The sequence below is a fragment of the Streptomyces exfoliatus genome (assembly GCF_000725545.1).
In the GTDB taxonomy this organism is placed as follows: domain Bacteria; phylum Actinomycetota; class Actinomycetes; order Streptomycetales; family Streptomycetaceae; genus Streptomyces; species Streptomyces exfoliatus.
Genome location: NZ_JNZP01000005.1, coordinates 230,796 through 247,723, shown reverse-complemented (window position 1 = coordinate 247,723; position 16,928 = coordinate 230,796). Strand labels below are relative to the sequence as shown.

16 protein-coding genes are annotated in these 16,928 nt (G+C 69.7%); 9 read left to right on the top strand and 7 right to left on the bottom strand.

The genetic code is table 11. From position 1 onward, the window contains the following. Nucleotides 1-97: 97 nt before the first annotated feature. The 9 genes from rpmH to IO20_RS0108515 all read left to right on the top strand — a co-directional run bounded on the left by rpmH (nucleotide 98) and on the right by IO20_RS0108515 (nucleotide 6,913). A complete protein-coding gene (rpmH, locus tag IO20_RS0108555) occupies nucleotides 98-235 on the top strand; it encodes a 50S ribosomal protein L34 (protein ID WP_003967884.1) in 138 nt (45 codons plus the stop codon). 21 nt (nucleotides 236-256) lie between these two features. Next, nucleotides 257-628: a ribonuclease P protein component gene (gene rnpA, locus IO20_RS38350; RefSeq protein WP_078945981.1), complete on the top strand. Its 372-nt coding sequence runs from the start codon at nucleotides 257-259 to the stop codon at nucleotides 626-628. Further along, nucleotides 625-951 (top strand): membrane protein insertion efficiency factor YidD, encoded by a 327-nt coding sequence (gene yidD / locus IO20_RS0108545; protein ID WP_015034858.1) that lies wholly within the window; start codon nucleotides 625-627, stop codon nucleotides 949-951. Before rnpA ends, yidD begins: the two co-directional genes overlap by 4 nt. Nucleotides 952-954: 3 nt before the next feature. Continuing rightward, nucleotides 955-2,277, top strand: coding sequence for a membrane protein insertase YidC (gene yidC, locus IO20_RS0108540; protein WP_030549763.1), 1,323 nt, complete (start codon nucleotides 955-957; stop codon nucleotides 2,275-2,277). Between the two features lie 45 nt (nucleotides 2,278-2,322). After that, a complete protein-coding gene (locus IO20_RS0108535; protein WP_030549762.1) occupies nucleotides 2,323-2,847 on the top strand; it encodes a Jag family protein in 525 nt (174 codons plus the stop codon). A 117-nt stretch (nucleotides 2,848-2,964) separates the two neighbouring features. After that, the gene (rsmG, locus tag IO20_RS0108530; protein ID WP_030205013.1) at nucleotides 2,965-3,681 is read left to right on the top strand and encodes a 16S rRNA (guanine(527)-N(7))-methyltransferase RsmG; all 717 of its coding nucleotides are present in this window, start codon (nucleotides 2,965-2,967) and stop codon (nucleotides 3,679-3,681) included. A gap of 236 nt (nucleotides 3,682-3,917) precedes the next feature. Continuing rightward, entirely contained in the window at nucleotides 3,918-5,024 is a 1,107-nt protein-coding gene (locus IO20_RS0108525) for a ParA family protein (RefSeq protein ID WP_078945980.1), read from the top strand. Beyond that, nucleotides 5,021-6,121, top strand: a complete 1,101-nt coding sequence (locus tag IO20_RS0108520; protein ID WP_078945979.1) for a ParB/RepB/Spo0J family partition protein — start codon at nucleotides 5,021-5,023, stop codon at nucleotides 6,119-6,121. The genes IO20_RS0108525 and IO20_RS0108520 overlap by 4 nt, the downstream gene beginning before the upstream one ends. Before the next feature lie 174 nt (nucleotides 6,122-6,295). Next, entirely contained in the window at nucleotides 6,296-6,913 is a 618-nt protein-coding gene (locus IO20_RS0108515) for a GNAT family N-acetyltransferase (RefSeq protein WP_030549759.1), read from the top strand. A gap of 98 nt (nucleotides 6,914-7,011) precedes the next feature. Here the strand turns inward: IO20_RS0108515 and trxA are convergent, their stop codons facing one another. The 7 genes from trxA to IO20_RS0108480 form a co-directional block, all read right to left on the bottom strand. Continuing rightward, nucleotides 7,012-7,344, bottom strand: a complete 333-nt coding sequence (gene trxA, locus IO20_RS0108510) for a thioredoxin (RefSeq protein WP_030205003.1) — start codon at nucleotides 7,342-7,344, stop codon at nucleotides 7,012-7,014. Nucleotides 7,345-7,392: 48 nt separating this feature from the next. Beyond that, nucleotides 7,393-8,358, bottom strand: coding sequence for a thioredoxin-disulfide reductase (gene trxB / locus IO20_RS0108505; protein ID WP_030205000.1), 966 nt, complete (start codon nucleotides 8,356-8,358; stop codon nucleotides 7,393-7,395). Nucleotides 8,359-8,497: 139 nt separating this feature from the next. Continuing rightward, nucleotides 8,498-9,433: an anti-sigma factor gene (locus IO20_RS0108500; protein WP_030549758.1), complete on the bottom strand. Its 936-nt coding sequence runs from the start codon at nucleotides 9,431-9,433 to the stop codon at nucleotides 8,498-8,500. Continuing rightward, nucleotides 9,430-10,140, bottom strand: coding sequence for an RNA polymerase sigma factor SigM (gene sigM, locus IO20_RS0108495; protein WP_030549757.1), 711 nt, complete (start codon nucleotides 10,138-10,140; stop codon nucleotides 9,430-9,432). Before sigM ends, IO20_RS0108500 begins: the two co-directional genes overlap by 4 nt. 109 nt (nucleotides 10,141-10,249) lie before the next feature. Continuing rightward, complete coding sequence (locus IO20_RS0108490; RefSeq protein WP_030549756.1) at nucleotides 10,250-11,974, bottom strand: protein kinase family protein; 1,725 nt, start codon at nucleotides 11,972-11,974, stop codon at nucleotides 10,250-10,252. A 118-nt stretch (nucleotides 11,975-12,092) separates the two neighbouring features. Then, on the bottom strand, nucleotides 12,093-14,327 hold the full coding sequence (gene murJ, locus IO20_RS0108485) for a murein biosynthesis integral membrane protein MurJ (protein ID WP_030549755.1): 2,235 nt from the start codon (nucleotides 14,325-14,327) through the stop codon (nucleotides 12,093-12,095). Between the two features lie 45 nt (nucleotides 14,328-14,372). Then, nucleotides 14,373-16,733, bottom strand: a complete 2,361-nt coding sequence (locus IO20_RS0108480; RefSeq protein WP_030549754.1) for a DUF6049 family protein — start codon at nucleotides 16,731-16,733, stop codon at nucleotides 14,373-14,375. Between the last annotated feature and the right edge of the window lie 195 nt (nucleotides 16,734-16,928).

Sequence of the window (16,928 nt, the reverse complement as noted above, 5' to 3'; positions counted from 1 at the left end):
GAAGCGGTGCACTCGGGCGAATGCGAGCTACTCGTGGGCGCACGGTGACAGCCAGGCGATGTCCCGCCACCACCCGAATCATTTCTGGAGCCCCCGAGTGAGCAAGCGCACCTTCCAGCCGAACAACCGTCGTCGCGCGAAGACCCACGGCTTCCGCCTGCGCATGCGCACGCGTGCCGGTCGCGCCATCCTGGCGAACCGCCGTGGCAAGGGTCGCTCGAGCCTGTCCGCCTGATCCACTTAATCAGGTCATGACGTGCTGCCTACCGAGAATCGGCTGAGGCGGCGCGAGGACTTCGCAACCGCGGTACGCCGAGGTCGCCGGGCCGGTCGCCCGCTCCTCGTCGTCCACCTACGCAGCGGTGCAACGGACCCGCACGCGCCTGGGGAGAGCGCTCCCCCGACGCGTGCGGGTTTCGTCGTGAGCAAGGCCGTGGGCGGTGCGGTCGTACGCAACCAGGTGAAGCGACGTCTGCGCCATCTCGTCCGCGACCGGCTCTCCGAGCTGCCCCCCGGTAGCCTGGTGGTCGTACGGGCGTTGCCCGGAGCCGGCGACGCCGACCACGCACAGCTGGCCCGAGACCTGGACGCCGCTCTTCAGCGGCTGCTGGGAGGGGGCACGCGATGAAGTACCCGCTGCTGGCTCTCATCAAGCTGTACCAGTGGACGATCAGCCCGCTCCTGGGCCCCGTCTGCCGGTACTACCCGTCGTGTTCCCACTACGGATTCACGGCCATCGACCGGCATGGCGCGATCAAGGGCACGGCCCTGACCGCCTGGCGCATCCTGCGGTGCAACCCGTGGTCGCCTGGCGGTGTGGACCACGTCCCCCCGCGTAAGCGCCCCCGCTGGCACGAAATGCTGAGGAACGCGCTGCGCGGCGACAAGGGCGGGTCCACCGCCGAGACGAGCCCGGCCGCAGAGACTTCGCCCAATGCTCAAGGAGCCTGATTAGTGGACACGATTGCCAGTTTTTTCAGCTTCATCACCACACCTGTCTCATGGGTGATCGTCCAGTTCCACAAGCTGTTCGGGGCGATCTTCGGGCCTGACACGGGCTGGGCCTGGGGCCTGTCGATCGTGTGCCTGGTGGTGCTGATCCGTATCTGTCTGATCCCGCTGTTCGTCAAGCAGATCAAGTCGACGCGGAACATGCAGGCGCTCCAGCCGAAGATGAAGGCGATCCAGGAGCGCTACAAGAGCGACAAGCAGCGTCAGTCCGAAGAGATGATGAAGCTGTACAAGGAGACGGGCACCAACCCGCTCTCCTCGTGCCTTCCCATCCTGGCGCAGTCGCCGTTCTTCTTCGCCCTGTACCACGTGCTGTCGTCGATCGCCTCGGGCAAGGAAGTCGGTGTCATCGACGGCCCGCTGCTCGCCAGCGCCCGTCAGGCCCACATCTTCGGTGCTCCGCTCGCCTCGAAGTTCACGGACACCGCCGCCGACGTCGCCGCTCTCGACGCCTCGATCACGTCGGTCCGCATCGTCACCGCGATCATGATCATCATGATGTCGGCCTCGCAGTTCTTCACCCAGCGCCAGCTGATGATGAAGAACGTCGACCTCTCGGTGAAGACCCCGTACATGCAGCAGCAGAAGATGCTCATGTACATCTTCCCGGTGATCTTCGCCGTCATGGGCATCAACTTCCCCGTCGGCGTCCTCGTCTACTGGCTGACCACCAACGTGTGGACCATGGGCCAGCAGATGTACGTGATCAACCAGAACCCGACCCCGGGCAGCAAGGCGCAGGACTCCTACCTCCAGCGTCTGCTGAAGAGCATCACCACCCACGGAGAGGTCCGCGGCCGGCGCCGCAAGGCCATCGTGAAGGTGATCGTCGCCAAGAGCAGCAGCGACCGCAACGAGAACGAGCGCCGCTTCTTCTCGGGTCTGACCAAGGCCGGCTTCGCCGCCCAGCCCGACGGCACCGTGATCAAGAGCGACACCATCGAGGCCGAGGCAGAGGGCGGTGCCGCCGCCAGGCGCCAGCAGCCCAAGCGCCAGACCAAGGCCCAGCGCCAGGCCGCCGCTGCCCAGCAGGCCGCGGTGAAGGACACCGAGGAAGACTCCGAGCCGGCCGCCGAAACGGCGACCACCTCGCTCGAGAAGAAGCCCCAGGGCCCGGCCAAGACCGCCGCGAAGGACGAGGCGAAGGACGAGGCGGGCGACAAGCCGGCGCGTCCGAGCCGTGCCAACTCCGGCGGCTCCCGCCAGGGCAAGTCCGGTCAGCGCAAGGGCCAGCAGCGGCCCAAGCACCCGTCCTCCAAGAAGTAAGCCTCCAGGCCTCCCGGCCTCGCCGAAGCAAGAAGGAGTCCATCCGTGACGGAAGGCACCACCTCCGCCGCCGCCTCCGCCGCCGCCGAGGGTGGCGACACCCTGACCCGCCTGGAGCAGGAGGGTGAGATCGCGGCCGACTACCTCGAGGGTCTGCTCGACATCGCCGACCTCGACGGCGACATCGACATGGACGTCGAGGCGGACCGGGCCGCGGTCTCGATCATCAGCGACGCCAACAGCCGTGAGCTGCAGAAGCTCGTGGGCCGCGACGGTGAGGTCCTGGAGGCGCTCCAGGAGCTGACTCGCCTGGCCGTGCACCGGGAGACCGGTGACCGCAGCCGTCTGATGCTCGACATCGCCGGCTTCCGTGCCAAGAAGCGCACCGAGCTCGCCGAGCTGGGCGCCAAGGCCGCGGTCGAGGTGAAGTCCACCGGTCAGCCGGTGAAGCTGGACCCGATGACGCCGTTCGAGCGCAAGGTCGTGCACGACGCGATCGCCGCCGCCGGTCTGCGCAGCGAGTCCGAGGGCGAGGAGCCGCAGCGCTTCGTCGTTGTACTCCCGGCCTGAACCCTCACGTAGTGTCGGCCCCGTCTGTTCGCAGGCGGGGCCGATCTTTGTCAGCCCGATAGTCAGCCACCACAGTGCGCTCGCACGCGATGCGTGCGGTACGGAAGGACGGTTCCCGTGACGGAGGCAGCGGAGCTCCCCGAGGCTCCGGAGCAGGCACGGACAGTCTTCGGTGAGTACTTCCCGGAGGCCGTGCGGTATGCGGAGCTTCTCGCGGACGCGGGTGTGAAGCGGGGCCTGATCGGCCCGCGCGAGGTCCCGCGACTGTGGGAGCGCCACCTGCTGAACTGCGCTGTCCTCTCGGAGGCTGTCCCCGAGGGCGTCACCGTCTGCGACGTGGGCTCGGGAGCCGGCCTTCCCGGTATCCCGCTGGCTCTGGTCCGGCGCGATCTGAAGATCACGCTCCTGGAACCGCTCCTTCGCCGGACGAACTTCCTCCAGGAGGTCGTCGAGCTGCTGGGCCTCGACCACGTGACCGTGGTCCGGGGACGCGCGGAGGAGATGCTAGGCAAGATCACCCCGGTGCACGTGGTGACCGCTCGCGCGGTGGCTCCCCTTGATCGGCTGGCCGGCTGGGGCGTGCCCCTGCTCCGCCCGTACGGCGAGATGCTGGCGCTCAAGGGCGACACCGCGGAGGAGGAGATCAACGGTGCTCGCGCCGCGCTCTCCCGGCTCGGTGTGGTGGAGACCTCGGTGCTGCACGTGGGTGAGGGGATCGTCGATCCGCTGACCACGGTCGTCCGGGTGGAGGTCGGCGAGAGCCCGGGTGGCGTGCGGTTCGCGGCCAAGCGGGCCAAGGCGGCCCGGACGAGCAAGACCCGCCGACGCCGCTGAGCGTCCCATACGTACCATTTCGGAGTGTCGAACGGTCCTGGCCAGGCAGCAGGGGCATGGTGTTTCACGTGAAACGTCGCTCACTGCTGCAGGGGATCATCGGCCGCGGTCGCGCGGCTGCCACGCCCCGGGACCGTCGACCCCGCGTGAAGCCACCCGCGAGGGTTACGGAGATGTCCACAGAGGTGGATTCACCCACAGAACCACCGGCCTCGCTGGTTCACGACCCCGAAAGCATGGCAGGCTCTCCCCATCGCGAGCCTGAAGCCGAGGAGAGTGAATCCTTGCGGTCCAACGCCAACATCGCGGGACCGATGACCGATCCGGTCCCCGGTCCCCGAACCGAATCGGCGGGGGAGGATGTTTCACGTGAAACACCGCCCCCGATGGACGACACCCCCATTGGTCGTGCTGCCCAACTGGCAGTAGAAGCCCTGGGTCGTGCCGGTGAGGGACTTCCCCGCCCGGCTCAGACTCGCGTGATGGTGGTCGCCAACCAGAAGGGCGGCGTGGGCAAGACGACCACGACGGTCAACCTTGCCGCGTCCCTGGCCCTGCACGGGGCCCGCGTCCTGGTCATCGACCTCGACCCGCAGGGCAACGCCTCCACGGCGCTCGGTATCGACCACCACGCCGAGGTCCCCTCGATCTACGACGTGCTGGTGGACAGCAGGCCGCTCTCCGATGTGGTCCAGCCCGTCATGGACGTCGAAGGTCTCTTCTGCGCCCCCGCGACCATCGACCTCGCCGGTGCGGAGATCGAGCTGGTGTCGCTGGTGGCCCGTGAGAGCCGTCTGCAGCGGGCCATCCAGGCCTATGAGCAGCCGCTGGACTACATCCTGATCGACTGCCCGCCCTCGCTCGGCCTCCTCACGGTCAACGCCATGGTGGCCGGCGCCGAGGTGCTGATCCCGATCCAGTGCGAGTACTACGCGCTGGAGGGACTCGGTCAGCTCCTGAGGAACGTCGACCTGGTCCGGGGGCACCTGAACCCCGCACTCCATGTCTCGACGATTCTGCTCACCATGTACGACGGCCGGACGAGGCTCGCCTCCCAGGTCGCGGACGAGGTGCGGACCCACTTCGCCGAAGAGGTGCTGCGGACCAGCATCCCGAGGTCCGTCCGGATCTCGGAGGCACCGAGCTATGGACAGACGGTCCTCACCTACGACCCGGGCTCCAGCGGCGCCCTGTCGTATCTCGAAGCGGCCCGGGAGATCGCCCTGCGGGGGGCGGCCGTGCACTACGACCCGCAGAACGCCCATGGAGGGCACGCCCCCGTCGGGCACGCCCCGGTGGGGCACCAGAACAACCAGCGCAGCATGTCGGAGGGGATCCAGTGAGTGAGCGACGTAGGGGACTGGGGCGTGGGCTCGGTGCGCTGATCCCCGCTGCTCCCCAGGAGCGTCAGGCGTCGACGGTCGGCGCAGGGGCCGGCCTGGCCTCCCCCGGCGCGGTCCCGGCCCTGCCGGCGGACCGAGGTGTGGCCGCCGCCAAGCTGGCGACGCTTCCGCAGAGCGCGCAGTCCCCGGAGTCCACGGTGTCGTGGAACGCATCCGAGGTCGAGATCCGGCCGGAGCCGCCGGCTGGCGCCTACTTCACCGAGCTGCCGATCGAGTCCATCGTCCCGAACCGGCATCAGCCGCGTGAGATCTTCGACGAGGACGCCCTGGCGGAGCTGGTCGTCTCCATCACGGAGGTCGGCCTGCTGCAGCCCGTGGTCGTGCGCAAGGTCGATGACGAGAGCTACGAGCTCGTCATGGGTGAGCGTCGTCTGCGAGCGTCCAAGGCGGCGGGTCTGGAACGGATTCCGGCGATCGTCCGGGACACCGACGACGAGAAGATGCTCCTGGACGCGCTCCTGGAGAACCTCCACCGTGCCCAGCTGAACGCGATCGAAGAGGCCCACGCCTACGAGCAGCTGCTCAAGGACTTCGGCTGCACCCACGACCAGCTCGCGGAGCGGATCGGGCGTTCCCGCCCGCAGATCTCCAACACGTTGCGTCTCCTGCGGCTCTCGCCGCCGGTGCAGCGGAGGGTCGCCGCCGGAGTGCTGTCCGCCGGCCACGCCAGGGCTCTGCTCGGTGTGGAAGACCCGGAGTCCCAGGACAAGCTGGCCTACCGGATCGTCTCCGAAGGCCTCTCGGTGCGCACTGTCGAGGAGATCGTCAGTGTCATGGGCTCCGAGGAGTCCGCCGGTACGGTCAAGCCGAAGGGCCCGCGAGCGGGTGGCCGCGTCTCGCCCGCGCTCACGGACCTCGCCTCCCGGCTCTCGGACCGCTTCGAGACCCGAGTGAAGGTCGACCTGGGGCAGAAGAAGGGAAAGATCGTCGTCGAGTTCGCCTCGCTGGAGGACCTGGAGCGGATCCTCTCTACCCTGGCTCCCGGTGAGGGACGGGTCATGGACCAGAAGAACGCCGAGAAGGGCGCGGAGGGCTGATCCTCCGTCCCCTGAGGCCGCCCAGGGCGGGCCACGCTCCGGACTTCACCGGAACGCGGCCCGCCCTTTGCCTGTGAGCGGTGTCCTCCCGATCGCCCGATCGATACGATCGAAGAGGCCTATCCGTTCACAAGGCACAGTCGTGCTCGATGGCGAGAGAAGTGAGGAGCGGACGTGGGGCGTCGGCTCGTACCGCTCACGCTGGACAACCTTCCGGACCTGCCCAAGCGGTGTCGCTCCTGCGTCTTCTGGGAGCTCGACCCGGTCAGCGGAGAGGCCGCCGTGAAGGCGGGCCGCCCGGAGCTGGAGAAGGAAGCCTGGATCTCCGGCGTCCTTCTGGAGTGGGGATCCTGCGGTCGGGTGGTCTATGTCGACGACGTACCGGTCGGCTACGTCCTCTACGCTCCCCCGGCCTATGTGCCGCGCTCGACCGCCTTTCCGACGAGCCCTGTGGCCGCCGATGCCGCGCAGTTGATGACGGCCTGGATCATGCCCGACTACCAGGGACAGGGGCTGGGCCGGGTGATGGTGCAGACCGCGGCCAAGGATCTGCTGCGAAGGGGATTCAAGGCCATCGAGGCGTTCGGGGACGCCCGGTGGAAGGAGCCCGCCTGCATGCTGCCGGCGGACCATCTGTTGGCGGTCGGATTCAAGACCGTGCGGCCGCATCCGGCTTTCCCCCGCCTGAGGCTGGAGCTCCGGACGACGCTTTCCTGGAAGGAGGACGTCGAGATGGCCCTGGACCGACTTCTCGGCGCGGTACAGAAGGAGCCCGCCCTGCGGCCCCTTTGATGCCAGGACGCGAGAACGGCCCGCCCCTATGGGGGGCGGGCCGTTCGCTGTTTCACGTGAAACAACGCTGCTGTTTCACGTGAAACAGCGGAGAAGCATCAGGCCTTGCTCGGCTCGACGAAGTCCGCGAGGTCGCGCAGGATGGCGGCCTTCGGCTTGGCACCGACGATGGTCTTCACGACCTCGCCGCCCTTGTAGACGTTCAGCGTCGGGATGGACATGACGCCGTACTTGGCAGCCGTGGCCGGGTTCTGGTCGATGTTGAGCTTCACGATCTCGATCTCGCCGTGCTCGGCGGCGATGGCCTCGAGCGACGGGGCGATCTGGCGGCACGGACCGCACCACTCGGCCCAGAAGTCCACCAGGACGGGCTTGTCGCTCTTGAGGACATCCTCTTCGAAGGAAGCGTCAGTCACAGTCTTCAGGGCCACAGCGGCCTCCTTGATCTCGCGGGGTGTGGGGTGGGGAGTGGGACGGGGTCAGACCGCGGGGGTCTCGGCCAGCTTCTCGCTGTCGGCGAGGGCGGCCAGGAAGCGCTCGGCGTCCAGCGCCGCGGAGCAGCCGGTGCCGGCAGCCGTGATGGCCTGACGGTAGGTGTGGTCGACGACATCGCCGGCGCCGAAGACACCCGTGAGGTTCGTGCGGGTCGACGGGGCGGCCACCTTGAGGTAGCCCTCCTCGTCGAGGTCCAGCTGGCCCTTGAAGAGCTCGGTGCGGGGGTCGTGGCCCACCGCGATGAAGAGGCCGGTGACCGCGAGCTGACGGGTCTCACCGGTCTTCGTGTCCCGCAGGGTCAGACCGCTGAGCTTCTGCTCACCGTGGATCTCGGTGACCTCGCTGTCCCAGGCGAAGGAGATCTTCGGGTCGGCGAAGGCGCGCTCCTGCATGGCCTTCGAGGCACGCAGGCTGTCGCGGCGGTGGACGATCGTGACGGACTTGGCGAAGCGCGAGAGGAAGGTGGCCTCCTCGATCGCGGTGTCGCCGCCGCCCACGACGGCGATGTCCTGGTCCTTGAAGAAGAATCCGTCGCAGGTGGCGCACCAGGAGACACCGCGGCCGGAGAGCACGTCCTCGTTCGGCAGGCCGAGCTTGCGGTGCTGGGAGCCGGTGGTGACGATGACGGCCTTGGCGCGGTGCACGGTGCCGGCGGTGTCGGTGACGGTCTTGATGTCACCGGTCAGGTCCACGGCGATGACGTCGTCGGGGACCAGCTCGGCGCCGAAACGCTCGGCCTGGGCCCGCATGTTGTCCATCAGGTCCGGGCCCATGATGCCGTCACGGAAGCCGGGGAAGTTCTCGACCTCGGTCGTGTTCATCAGGGCGCCACCGGCGGTGACGGCTCCCTCGAAGACCAGGGGGTTCAGCGACGCCCGGGCCGTGTAGAGCGCAGCGGTGTAACCCGCGGGCCCGGAGCCAATGATGATCACATTACGGACGTCGCTCACGGGTGTCTTCCTCGTCTCTGCAGACTGCCACTGCCTACGGGGGCGGTTGTCTCGGTCGCTCTCACCCCACCCAACGGATCCTAAGGGGCGTACATTCCCGAGACCGCCGCGCGCCACGGTGGCCGGGCGGGGAGCGAGGTCAGGAGCGGGGGTAGGTCTGGCTGAAGAGGAGCTCGGCGGCCGGGGTTGCGCCCCCCGTGGTCCGGTCCGCGCAGGAGGCGTCGAGCACATAAGCCTGAACCCGGGTGCTGTCGGCGGGGTCCGCCAGGACGACCAGATAGGCGGAGGTCCCCTCGTATTCGCCCCGCTCCTGTCCCAGCGTCGCGTCGGTGCGGCCTGTGCCGGCCAGCACACAGGCGGGGACGGCGGTGTCCCTGTTTCGCTGGGGAGGCGTGGTGGACGCCTCGGCGGACATCGACTCGGGTCCGACCCCTCGGGGCGTCGTGAGGGTGCTCTCGTCGGTCAGGAGTGCCTGGACCCTGTCCTCGACCGGAGAACCGGAGAAGGGGCTCACAGCCGTCTTGGCGGCGTCGGCCTTCATCGTGTCCCCCGCCGAGTCTCCAGCCTGCAGAGGGCCCGTCTGGCTGAGGTAGAGGCTCGTTCCCAGGACCACGGCACCGAAAGCGGCACCGAAGGTGGAGAGCAGAGCGATCCTGCGGCGGCGGGGCCTTCCGGCCCGGCCGGGGCCGGTAGCGGCGCCGGGGCGGCCCGCAGGGCGCTCGGCGACGGGGGGACGAGCCGGGGAGGGAACGGTCTCGGACGGCGCGCGCGATGTTTCACGTGAAACGGGGGCCTCGTTCTCCGGCGTGGTGGAGTCGAGGAGGGCTTCGGCGGCGAGGGCGGCGTCGATCCGACCGGCGATCTCGGCAGGCATGCGGGGCGGCCCGGGCAGGGTGCCCAGGAGACCGCGGATCTCCTCCAGGGAGGTCCGTACGTCGGCGCAGAGCGGACAGGAGTCCAGGTGGCGACGTACAGCGGCGGAGCGGCTCGGTGCGAGCAGCCCCTCGGTCAGATCGGAGATCTCCGAGACGTCCGGGTGCTGTGTTGTGTCGGCCTTGCCGGTCGTGGAAGTCACGCGCGCCCACCTCCGCCCTTCACAGCAGCTGGATCAGTCGGTCCGGTATCCGTCGGCCCCGGCACCGGTGGGACGGATGTCCCCGGCGTCCGGTTCCTTCCCCCATCGGGGGCCTCGTTACCCACCGTATCGACGCGCAGATGAGTGACCATCGGCAGCAGGCGTGCCCGCCCGCGCGCGCAGCGGCTCTTCACCGTGCCGGTGGGAACGCCGAGGATACGGGCGGCCTCCGCGACGGGGTAACCCTGCATGTCCACCAGGACAAGGGCGGCGCGCTGGTCTGCGGGGATCGCGGCGAGTGCGGCAAGGACCTCCCGGTGGACGTCCTGCCGTTCCACGGGCGCCTCGGCCGACTCATGGGGTTCGAGGAACTGCTCGAACCGGTCGGTGTCGTTGACGGGCGAGGTCCTGCGGGAGGCGGTCTTGCGTGCCCGGTCGAGACAGGCGTTCACGGTGATGCGGTGCAGCCAGGTGGTGACGGCCGACTGGCCCCGGAAGGTATGGGCGGCCCGGAAGGCCGAGACGAGGGCGTCCTGAACGGCATCAGCGGCCTCCTCGCGGTCCCCCAGGGTCCGCAGGGCCACCGCCCAGAGCCGATCCCGATGCCGCCGCACCAACTCACCGAAGGCGTGGGGATCCCCGGCGACGTGACGTGCCAGAAGGTCGTGGTCCGTCGCCGTCCGGGAATCGTCAGCCGCAGGTGCCACGGTTCCCCTCCTCGCTCGGCAGCCGTGCAGGCATTCAATCCGGTCCGTGCCTGGAAGTAAATGAGCGCCGAGCTGGGCTCGGCGCTCATCGGTGGGGCGTGGTCGGTGGCTAGGGGGTGGTCCCCTGGAACGACACGTCGGTGATGGCCTGCTTGTAGCCGGCCCCGAAGTACTGGTCACCGCCGGAGTACGGCACCGAGGTCATCCAGAGGAGGACATAGCGGGTCTTGACCGGTGTCTTGGCCGTCGGCTTCGCCGTCGTGTCCGAGGTCTCGACCGTGGCGATCTTCTTCATGGAGTCGGGGGTGCCGGAGGGCGAGAGCGAGTCCGCCGCGTACAGCGTGACCTTGGTGTTCGGTCCGCCGTAGCGGAGCGCTATGGAGGCCGACGAGACGTGCTGCTCGCTCCCGAGGTCGTAGACGATGCCGACGCCCTGCTTGTACGGGGCAAGGATGGGTCCGTCGACGAAGGTCTTGGTACGCCAGTACGTCGAGCTGTCGCTGTCGTAGGTGTCGCCCACTCCCTGGCGGTTCTGCGGCAGGCCGTCAGGTGCGTATTCCTCGGCCGACCGGACCTTGAGCGGCTTGGGCGGCTCGGGCTTCTCGTCGTCGATCGTCGGAGACGGGGTCGGGGTCTCGGTCGTGTTTTCCTGGCCGAGGAGACGGTCCGCGATCTGCCAGCTGCCCAGGCCCAGCGCGGCGATCAACAGGGCCGAGACGGCCCACTTCAGGGCCCTGCCGGTACGGCTCTGCAACGGAGGCGGCGGGACGACCACCGGCTGGGTGGCCTGGGGGCGGAGCTGGGGGCGGCCGTACGTGCCCTGTTGGTATGTCGTGCGCTGGTACTCGGGCGGCGCGGCGAACTCGGGCTCCGGCGGCTTCACCCGGGGCATCGCGGCGACGGCCTTGGCCAGCTCGTCCGGAGTGGTGCAGGGCGGCTCCTGGCGCGAGGCGGTGGCCCCGTCGTTGGCGAGGGCGCGCATGGCGATCTCGGAGAGGCCCCGGTGGACTCCGGCACGGACCTGGTCGGGCGGGAGCAGCCCGACGCCCTTGGGGAGGCCGGAGAGCCCGTAGGCGTCGCTGTCGTACGGCCAGCGCTGGGTGAGCGCGGCGTACAGGAGCGCGCCGATGGCCTCGGTGTCGCTGCGCTGCGGACGCTCGGCGGTGATGCCGCGCAGGGCCGCGTTCACGGCCAGGCCGCGGATCCGGTACTGGCCGGTGGAGCTGCGCAGGACGGCGCTCGGGGTGAGCCGGAGGTGGGCGAGGCCTTCGCGGTGGGCGGCGGCCATGGCCTGGGAGACCTGGCTGACGAGCTGGTAGGCGTCGTGGGGCTCCAGCGGGCCGGCCGCGAGCAGCGCGGTCAGTTCGGTGGAGTCGGGCAGCCATTCGTGCACGACGTACACGAGGTCGTTCTCCTCGACGGCGTCGAGGACCTGGACGAAGCGAGGATCGCCGAGGAGGGCCGAGGAGCGCGCCGCGGCGAGGACCGAGCGGGCGCGTGGGTGGTCGGCGGGCAGGAGGTGGACCCCGACGGCACGCCGCAGTTTCTCGTCGACGGCACGCCAGCTGCTGAAGCCGTCCAGACGGGTGACGCACTCCTCCAGCCGGTAGCGTCTGGCCAGCTTGTGGCCGCTGTGCAGCTCCGGTGCCGTGAGGGAGGGCTGTTCGCCGCTCTGTCGTTCGACCGCCTTCTTGTCCGTGCCCTCGGCGGACGTGTCCGCCGTCTTCCGCTCTTCCGCCACCCCGTCGGTCGCGGCCGTGCCCGCCTTGGCGGTCAGCGGGTCGTCACCGCTGTTGTCGGCCACGTCGACGGCAGCCGTGCTACGTTCCGCCACCGTCGTTCCTGCCTCCCCATCCGTTGCGCCACATCCAACAGCCAAGCCAATTGTGCCCACAGTCGGACGCTATGCACGACACGCGGTTCCCCCCGATGGTTGTGCGGGGCCCGTAGGTTCAGCGTCCCAGGCGTCCGCGGACCATGCCGACCAGGGTGTTCAGTTCCGCGATCCGCATGCGCTTGGCCGCGAGGAAGAAGACCCCGAGGAGTACCGCGCCACCGACGAGGAGGGCGACGAGTGAGCCCAACGCGCCTTCGCCCAGGAGCTTCAGCAGACCGAAGCCGACGGCGCCGGAGACGATCGCGGCGGGTACGGAGGCCATGCAGAGGCGCGCGTAGGTCCGCATCACGTGGGTGCCGTCCAGGTCGCCGCCGAGGCGGTTGCGGAGGCGGCGCCACGCGATGCCGACACCGACGGCGTAGGCGAGCCCGTACGAGGCGGCCATGCCGACGACGGCCCACTGGGCGGGGAGGACGACGTAACAGATGGCCGACGCCGCCGCGTTGACGGCAGCGACGATGACCGTGTTGTAGAAGGGCGTCCGGGTGTCCTCGTAGGCGTAGAAGCCGCGGAGCACGACGTACTGGACGGAGTAGGGGATCAGTCCGAGGCCGAAGGCCATCAGGATGAAGCCCATGCCCCGGGCGGCCTCCAGGCCGCTGGAGGCGTACAGCAGGGTGGACATCGGGACGCCGAGCGCCAGGAAGGCGAAGGAGACCGGGACGATGGCCACGGCCGAGTTGCGCAGACCCTGCGAGATGTCGTCGCGGACGGCGCCGGGGTCGCCGTCGTGGGCGGCGCGGGAGATCCGCGGCAGCAGCGCGGCCATGACGGAGACCGTGATGATGGCCTGCGGCATGCCCCAGATCAGCTGGGCGTTCGAGTAGGCCAGGAAGCCGGCGCCGTCCTTCCCGGACTCCTCACCGGCGGCCGTGGCGAGCTGGGTGACCACCAGGACGCCGGCCTGGTTGGCGAGGACGAAGAGGACGGTCCACTTGGCGAGCTTGACCGTCTTGCCCAGCCCGTGGCCCTTCCAGTCGAAGCGGGGGCGGAAGCGGAAGCCCGTCTCGCGGAGGTACGGGATCATCGCCAGGGCCTGCACGACGAGTCCGAGCAGGGTCCCGATGCCGAGCAGGCGGATGCCGTCGTCAGGGATGGTCTGCACGCCCATGCGGGACTCGGCGGAGGTGCCGTAGACCCAGATGAAGAGACCGAAGGTGACGATCATGACGATGTTGTTGAGGACCGGCGTCCACATCATCGCGCCGAACTTGCCGCGTGCGTTGAGGATCTGACCCATCACCACGTGCACGCCCATGAAGAAGATCGTGGGCAGGCAGTAGCGAGCGAAGGTCACGGCCACGCTGTTGGCCGCGGCGTCGTCGGCGATCGTGTTCGACATCAGCCGGATGAGCACCGGTGCCGCGAAGACGGCGAGGACCACGATCGCGCCGAGCGCCACCATGACCAGGGTGAGCAGACGGTTGGCGTAGGCCTCTCCGCCGTCCTCGTCGTTCTTCATCGAGCGGACGAGCTGGGGGACGAAGACCGAGTTGAGGCCACCGCCGACGGTGAGGATGTAGATCATCGTCGGCAGGGTGTAGGCGATGGTGAAGGTGTCACCGAGCAGGGCCGCGCCGAGCGCGCCGGTGATCACCAGGCTGCGGACGAATCCGGTGAGGCGGGAGACCAGGGTGCCCGCCGCCATCAGCGCGCTCGACTTCAGCAGCCCGGAGGCACGGCCGGACTTCTTGGGGGCGGGGGCGGGCATGGGGTCCGGCTCCGGGGCGGGGGGCGGTACCTGGCCGGGCGTCTGCTGGTCCCGGTAGAGGTGCGCGAAGGCGTCAGGCTCCGGCTGCTCGTCGCCGGCCCGGGTCACCAGGTCGTCGACGCCGGTGAACTGGACCGTGCGGGCGTCGTCGCCGTACGGAAGGTGGCGCGAGGTGCCGTCGGGCTCCGGTGCGGGGGTCTGCGCCCACACCCGGGGGTCGGGCGCGTGCTGGGGCGCGGCGGGCTGCTGGTAGAGCGGCTGCGGCTCCTGGTAGGTGCCGGGCGGGGGCGGCGGGTGCGCGGCGCGGTCGTAGAGCGCCTCGCCCACCGGGTCCTGCGCGGAGAGGTCCTGGGCCCGGTACGGGTCATGGGTGAAGACGTCCTGGACGTAGGGGTCCTGGGCGTACGGGTTCTGCGGGTGGACGTCCTGTGCGTAGGGGTCCTGTCCCTGCGGGCCGGGCGTGCCCTGCTGCGGTGGCATCGGTGGGTAGCCGGAGCCGGGGGGTGCCGAGGGCGTCCCACCGGACGGCGCGGTGCCGCCCGCGCCCTGGCCGCGGTCACCGTCGTACGGCGCGTTCATGGTTACCCCACCTCATCGTCCCCGGCCGACCGGCCACGACATCGCTCAACGGTCCACTTTCTCACCCGTGCCCGACGGGTCGCCGCTTTCGGGCCCGGTGTCCGGTGTCGGGTCACTCGGCTGCTCGGGTTCGTGCCCGTCGGCCTCCGGCTGCGGCGCCGTCGCCTCCGTACCCGCCGTGGCCTCGGTCTCGCCCGGCTCCGTGTCCGTTTCCGCAGCCGCTGCCTCGGCCTTCCGCGCGGCCACCCGCTTGCGCTGGCTGTACATCCGGACACCGGCCAGGACGAGGAGAAGGACGCCGCCGGCGATCACCAGCATGACCGTGGCGGTGATCTCGGAGACCTTCACGTTGAAGGTCATCGGCTGCCCGTACGGGGTGCCGTCCTCGGTGTAGAGCTGGGCCGTCATCGGCACCTGGCCGTTGACGTTGGCCGATGCCTCGAACTTCACCGACTGGCTGTGCCCGCCGTTGACCTTGACCGGCAGTTCGGCGATCCCGTCGCCGTTGAGCTGCAGCCGGTTCTTGTTGCCGGAGGTGAGCCGCAGCACCAGGTGCACGTCCTGCAGCAGCTGGTTCTGGACGGTCACGGGGATCGTGGCGCTGCGGCCGGAGAGTACGAGGTCCGACTTGTCGACGAGCTGGACGCCCTCGGTGAGGTTCTGCAGGTAGTCCAGGACGTCGCCGCGGTAGATCGCGGCCGCTCGGGCCTGTCCGCGCCACGAGGTCGACATCTCGCGGTTGATCGCGTTGCCGAACGGGGTCACGACGCGGTCCGGCGCGGTCAGGATGACCTTGAAGTCGTCGAGCTCGTCGCGGGTGGTCTTCATGTCGCGGAAGGCCTGGACCGGCAGTTCCTGGTCGCGCAGCTTCTTCGGGTACCGGGAGCTGCCGGGCACCGCGGTGGACGCGTCCGGGTCGGGCTTGGCCGCGGCGGCCACCAGGAGGTCGACGGGCTGGCTCCAGCGCCGGGCGGAGAGGCCGTGCAGGGCGGTCGCCATGGTCTGCGCCTGGGCGACGCCGGGCACCCGCTGGGGGGCGATCACGATGCTGCGCTGCTTCTCCGGCTGTTCCAGGGTGATCGCGAGGGACTGGGCGAGGAACTCCTGGACCGCGAGCGTGGAGTTCTCCGCGCGCACCATGTCCCCCTCGAAGGCGGTGGACAGCAGCGCGTCGCTCACCACGGCCGTGGTGCTGCCGTCGCCGAAGGGGCGGGCGGCCGTCGGCGTGTAGGGGAGGTCGTCGCGGACGCTGTCGCTGCGGGCGATCACCTTGTCGGCGCCGGCCGAGGTCGCCACCGCCACGATCGAGCGGTCGACGGCCCCGTCGGCGGGCCAGGCGAAGTCGGTGGAGGGCTGGACGTGGAGGACGGTCTCCACCGTCCCCGCGGCGAGGGCGGTCGCCGACTGGAGGTGTCCGAGGGAGCCGGGGACGTCCTTGCCGCGGTGAGCGAGGGAGGCGAGGTCGGGGTCCGCGAAGGGGAGGGCGACGACCTTGCGGCCCTGCACCGCCTTCTCCAGCGTGTTCAGCCACCGCTCGGCGACGGCCTGGTTCCTGCCGGGGACGTGCAGGGTGCCGTCCTTGACGCGGTAGCCGTTCGCCATGGCGTCGACGGAGGCCAGCAGGTCGGGGTCCACCACCCAGGTGACCGGGAGGTCCTTGCCCAGCGAGACGAGCTGGTCGAGCCGGCCGCCCGGCTTCAGCTCGGCCGCCAGGGTGTCGTCCTCGAACACCGGCGTCTGCTGATCGTCCGTGCCCGTCTCCGCCGAGACGTGGGAAGAGGAGATCAGCGGCCAGAGGTAGGTGAGCTGGGTCTTCTTCTCGGTGGGCTCGGGCTGGTACGGCACGAAGGTCCGCTCGATGCCCAGCACCCGGTCGTAGAGCTTGTCCGAGGTCTTGCCGGTGAGGGAGACACCCAGCTGGTAGACGCCCGCCTCGTCGAGTTCGAGTGCGGAGACCGGCACGGAGAGGGAGAACTCCGCGCTCAGGCCGGCGCCGAGCCGTGCGATCTCGACGGTGGGGGCGTCTTCGAGGGGCGCGGGGTCGCTGTCGCTCCGGAAGCCGGTACGCCCCGTCACCTGCTCGATCTCGCTGCGGCTCGTCATGCGCGGCCCGACGCGCAGGTCCACGGTCGCGTCGGTGATCGTCTTCTTGCCGCGGTTGGTCACCGTTCCGGTGACGGTGACGGTGTCTCCTTCGACGGGGGCGCTCGGAGCCAACGTGTCGAGGGACACATCGACGGTCTTCGATCCGGTGGCCTCTTCGGCGGCGACCGCCGGAGAGGTGGCGGCCGGGGCCTGGAGCAGCCCGGCGAGAAGCGGCGCCCCGAAGGCGACGGTGATTGTGCGCCGCAGCCATCGGCGGGCAGGTGAGGGACCGGTTCCCTGGGTTTCTGCCGCCTCGGCCACGCGTTCGCCCGTCCTCGTCGTTGTCTCTGGTGCCAGTGGGGTAGGTGGTTCCCGGTTGCTGTGTCCAGGCATGGTAACGAGGCACGCTGGGACCAAGTGCCGGGGACTGCTCCAGCCGATCTCCCGTCGACTCCTCGGCAGAGGGCCGCAGACGCCTGGCCCAGCGGAAAACGGGGACGTCACGGGGGGCCCGGG